Origin of the sequence: Adlercreutzia sp. ZJ242, assembly GCF_011038995.1 — a bacterium.
Classification (GTDB): Bacteria; Actinomycetota; Coriobacteriia; order Coriobacteriales; family Eggerthellaceae; genus CAAEEV01.
In genome coordinates, this window is sequence record NZ_JAAKEE010000088.1 from 1 (window position 1) to 3,009 (window position 3,009).

Consider the following 3,009-nt stretch of genomic DNA (forward strand, 5'->3'; position numbering starts at 1 on the left):
GTGCAAGGCGGTGCCAGCGCCTTGCACCCTTCAACTCTTCGCTTCCGATACGCTGTGGTATCCGCGTTATCGGAAATCGTCGTCAATAGATTTACTCGGAAGCAGACATCAAGCATGAGAGCAGCAGTATGAAATCGCAATACCCCAGGTCAGGGCAGGAGAGCAACACGACTTACCATCTAAGTTGTGTTGCCGGGCCCAAAATGGAGGCAGAAATTGCAAAAACAACACCAGATTCAGAAAAGCCGAAATCCCAGCAAAGCTGGGCTGGGAGTGATCGTTCACGCCGTCTGCGCCCACTGATTTCACATTTCATCCTCGAGGGCTTCACGGGCGCGGGTAAGAGCCACCTTGCCCGCGCCCTTGGCAAGCAGGCTTGCAGGCGCGGATCGAAGACCCTCTATGTGCGCATGCCCGACATGCTGACCTATCGCTCCGAGAAGATGGACGCGGGCTGGCCTGAGGAGAAGATCCTCGGCAAGTATGCAGCCCACAAGGTCCTCATAATGGACGAGCGCCTTATCGATAAGCCGGCGAAGGAACAGATGCACTTCTTACTCGAGGTGACGGAGCGCTGCTGCGACAACTCGTCGACGATCTGCTGCCCGCAGTACGGGATCGAGAACTGGCATCGACGCATGGGCGGAGGAGCACGCGCTGAGCCCGTATCAGATCACATCGCACACAACGCTGCATGCATCGAGGTGGGTAATGTGAGCATGCGCGAGCACGCAGCTTCCAAGAAGAGCTAAAGCCCGCTAGAAATCTCGCCAAGCACTCGGGCGTAAGAGTCCTCATGTTCGGCGGACCCCGCGGCGACTGCCGCGCGGGGTCAGACCAGGTAAAACGGTGCTTTATACCACATATCAGGACAGCGGGCCTTTCCGATAATCGCGTTGACGATAGGTCCAGGGAATCAGCGGATCCGGGACTACCTCCCGAGCCGCCTTGAGCACGAGCACGCGCTGCGCCCCGTCCAGCCTGCGCATGTCCCGCCTGGCCTCGTCCAGGAACTCGACCTCCCAGCTCATGCGAGCTCCACGTCCTCGGCGGCGTCGAGCTCGGCTTCGGTGATGCCGAGCTCCTCCATGACGTCGGCCATCGGCGTGCCGGGCCTCCCCGCGTTGGCCTCGAGGCGCTCGGCGGCCTCGAGAAGCAGCGCGTAGTTCTCCTCGGCCTCCGACATGCGCGCGAACTCCTCGGGCGACACGATGACGGCCTCGGGCGCGTTGTTCTTCAGCACGAACAGGGGCCCTGCGCTCCTGGCCCGCTCGAAGATCCTGGACGCGTGCCCCTTGTTGAAGCTCGTGATGGGCACGAGCCTGTCGAGAACGTCCGCTTGTCCCATGTCGACTCCTAAGATCAGCAGATGTATCGAAAAATATCACGATGTAAACTCTACCATCGTAGACGGCTCTCCGCAATGCGCGTGCCTCCCTAATCCTTATGCGTGTTGAGCTGCAGGACTCACGTGAGGCTTATAGTCTGTCTCCCTCACCCCCCTCCGGAAATTCTGGATGAGGTCCTGGCGGATGGAGTGGCCGGTCTTCTTGAACATGTTGCGCACGCGGGCCTTCGACCCCGCTTTGCCCGCCCCCCTGTCTCTCTGGCAGCTGCTTGCCGGGCTGAGCCGCCCGCATGCCGCATCTGACCCTGGCTCTCCGTCCTTTTTCTGTAAACTGTGGTTTAATCATCGCATCCTGCAAACTGTCTTGAAGGAGCGCGTTGCGAAGAGACCTCGAGGCAAGCTGGCGATTTCGGCAATCCTGGCGTTTGTTCTCTGCGTCAGCTTTGCTGGTTGTCCTGATGTCGGGCGCTCCGAGGATTCGGCGAGCAGCTCGATCAGCTCGAGCAGCCTGACGGCGCAATCGAGCGATCGAGCCCAAGAAGCGACGGGCTCTTCAGATGACGATGAGGCGGCAAAGGCTGGGGCGGAAGAAAAAGTCGCGGAAGATGCCGAGGCGCGGGCCCAGCAAGAAGCCGAGGCCGAGGCCGCCCGCAAGGCCGCCGAAGAGCAAGCTGCCGCCGAAGCCGAAGCCGCCCGCAAGGCCGCCGCCGAGGCTGAGGCTGCCCGCGCTGCTGAGAGCGCGCGCCAGCAGCAGGAGAGCGCCGCCGCAACGTCTCCCAACGCTGCCGTCGCGTACGTCGCCGCAAGCGGAAATGGCAAGAAGTACCACTCGTCTCCCAACTATAGCAACATGAAGGGAACGCGTCAGCTTTCGGTCGATGAGGCCCAACGGCTTGGACACGGCCCCTGCAAGAAGTGCTACTAACGGTTCTTGCCTGAGCGAGAATCGAGTCCGCTTAAAACCCATGATGGCAAGTCGGGGGATACCTGAGTCAAAGGGTTTTGGAAGTAAGCCGTGAGGTGCGACTCCGCAACCGGGCAAACGGTATCATGTAGGCTATGGGCGAACGGAAAGCCGAGGAGAGCTGTCCGTGATTTGTGAGAGGAGAGGCAAAATGACTTTGCTCAAAGTCATATCCGAGTACGAGCGGCGACGGCGTAGAATTGATGGGGGTCTTTATGAGCTAGATTCCCCTGCCCGTGTTTGACATGTCCAGAGGATCTTCTTGACAAGATGCGGGCCATGCCCGATCCCCCTTCGACCGACCAGGCGCAGGGCACAGGGTCCATCCTCGCTCCGCAGATGCGCGGTTGCCCGACTCGATGGTGCCCAAGGAAGGCCCGTCGACCCCATGCAGTCGCGATTGTTCTCCAGATGCCGCGCGACTCTCTCGGCTTGCTTCTCGCGCGCAATTCCGCAGGCGGCGGCCGCCCGCAAGAGCCCCGCCGCAGGATCCGCCTCGCCCGTCCTCAGCATCCCCGCGACCTTTCCAAGCGCCCTTCGAGTGGAGGTTCCTTTCTTTGTTCTTCAGCATGATTCCTACGCCAATTCCTGAGCACTGTTCCGCAATATACTGAGCACGATGACGCTAATTCTTAAGCACAAGTGTGCTTATTGCTGAACGCTCCCATAATCACCCTGCATGGCAAAGACGACCATG

General features: G+C 60.2%; 4 protein-coding genes. 2 read left to right on the forward strand and 2 right to left on the reverse strand.

Annotated elements, in window-relative coordinates; all coding sequences use genetic code 11:
• Positions 1 to 203 precede the first annotated feature (203 nt).
• Positions 204 to 752: an ATP-binding protein gene (locus G7Y49_RS11805; RefSeq protein WP_165174055.1), complete on the forward strand. Its 549-nt coding sequence runs from the start codon at positions 204 to 206 to the stop codon at positions 750 to 752.
• A 114-nt stretch (positions 753 to 866) separates the two neighbouring features.
• Here the strand turns inward: G7Y49_RS11805 and G7Y49_RS11810 are convergent, their stop codons facing one another.
• Entirely contained in the window at positions 867 to 1,031 is a 165-nt protein-coding gene (locus G7Y49_RS11810) for a type II toxin-antitoxin system RelE/ParE family toxin (RefSeq protein ID WP_165174057.1), read from the reverse strand.
• The gene (locus tag G7Y49_RS11815) at positions 1,028 to 1,348 is read right to left on the reverse strand and encodes a type II toxin-antitoxin system Phd/YefM family antitoxin (RefSeq protein WP_165173480.1); all 321 of its coding nucleotides are present in this window, start codon (positions 1,346 to 1,348) and stop codon (positions 1,028 to 1,030) included. The genes G7Y49_RS11810 and G7Y49_RS11815 overlap by 4 nt, the downstream gene beginning before the upstream one ends.
• 184 nt (positions 1,349 to 1,532) lie before the next feature.
• Between G7Y49_RS11815 and G7Y49_RS11820 the strand changes: the two genes are divergently transcribed.
• The gene (locus tag G7Y49_RS11820; RefSeq protein ID WP_165174059.1) at positions 1,533 to 2,273 is read left to right on the forward strand and encodes a hypothetical protein; all 741 of its coding nucleotides are present in this window, start codon (positions 1,533 to 1,535) and stop codon (positions 2,271 to 2,273) included.
• Positions 2,274 to 3,009: the final 736 nt, after the last annotated feature.